The sequence below is a fragment of the Carnobacterium sp. genome (genome assembly GCF_040274945.1).
Taxonomy (GTDB): Bacteria; Bacillota; Bacilli; order Lactobacillales; family Carnobacteriaceae; genus Carnobacterium_B.
In genome coordinates, this window is sequence record NZ_JBEMAR010000027.1 from 1 (window position 1) to 1570 (window position 1570).

The window sequence follows — 1570 nt, forward strand, 5'->3', positions numbered from 1 at the left end:
TAACCCAGCGATGATTTTCCTCTCGTTCTCCACCATTGGTTGGATTGAAAGAAACTTCATAAGCCGTCGTAGCAAATACGCCAGAAACAGTTGCTTCGGCACCTTCCATTCCAGGCATATGACCGCGCTGAAGAATAACAGATTCTCCTACTTCGTACATCGGATTTTCAGCTTCTTCCAAGCCTTCTGTAATTTCTCCCGATTCATCATGCTTCATATCTCCCATATTATCCATATCTCTTGTTTTTTTGGACTCGCTAATTATCTGGTTCTCATAGCTATCTTCTAATGATGGTTGATTTTCAAGTGTGTAGTTAGCAAATATTAAATCAGCGTTTTTAATATTAAACGCTTCAGTTAAATCGTCTACTGAAAAATTAGTACTTTGAGAAATCGCCCAGAGAGTATCTCCCCAAACCACTTCGTAATTTTGAAGTTCTTCTAATGTATCGTATTGGGAAACATCTGCTTGTACTTCTTCTACTGTACGCGCTATCCAAAATTGGCTTGAGTCTTGTTCTTCTTCCCCTAATTCTTCTTCTATTAGCCATTTATGATTTTCAACAGTATCGTCTGTTTCTGTATCCGTGTACGTGACCATATAAACAGTGGTGTCTTCTGCCGAATCAATAGTTGCGGTCGCCCCTTGCATACCGGGCATATGGTAAGCTTCTAGAACTACTTCGTCACCTGCTTGGTAAGGCTCGTCTTGGGCATTTTCAACTTCCTCGTGTACAACCCATTTGTGATTGGCGACTTCCTCTCCTGTTTTGGTATCGTTATAGGTGATTTCATAGGCAATTGAATCAAAGGCGCCTACAACCTCACCTGTAGCTCCCATCATTCCTGGCATGTGATCGGTTTGAATCGTTACTTCGCTTCCTTCTGGATAAGTTGGATTTTCTGCTTCTGCCAATCCTTCTGGAATTTCCCCAGATTCATCATGTTCCATACCTTCGTGGCCTGTTTGAGATTTATCCGTTGTTTCGCTAGTCACCGTTTTCGAGCCAGTTTGAGCAGCATTATCTGCATCATCAAGTGTATTCGCGCCTACCTTATTCACTAGAGGATAAGAACTTAATAATGCTACAGATAAAAGACTACTTATAATTGTTTTTTTCATACGATTTCTCTCCTTTTGGTAATACCACCCTTGTTTACAAATGTAGTTGAATGGGCTTACATGTAGTTTATAATTACCCCTTATCATTGTCAAACACTTTGATTTTTATCAATTACAAATGAAGACTTATCGTTGTTTTTATTATCTCATCAATATTTAAAAAGCGATTCCATAATAAACACGTAGATTAGTTTAGAAACCAAAGACAACAAATTATCCCTTAGATCACCTATAAATCCCTTATTAATGCCCACTAATTTTAATTGTTTTTAAAGTACTTCTTTTACAAGTTCAGTCAAGCCCATATCTTTCGTTAAGATTTATGTTGCAACCTATAGTTATAAGAAATGAATATGGCAAAAAGTGATTAGGTAATGTTTATTAATCCATGATCATTAGTCTTAACTTATGAATACGTTTTTTTATTTTTAGATATTTTTATAGTTG

At 37.1% G+C, this 1570-nt stretch carries 1 protein-coding gene; it reads right to left on the reverse strand.

Features of this window, described 5'->3' with window-relative positions; translation table 11 throughout:
• Positions 1–1123 (reverse strand): DUF1541 domain-containing protein (locus tag ABS916_RS12860; RefSeq protein ID WP_350452272.1); only part of this gene is annotated, 1123 nt, incomplete at its 3' end.
• Positions 1124–1570: the final 447 nt, after the last annotated feature.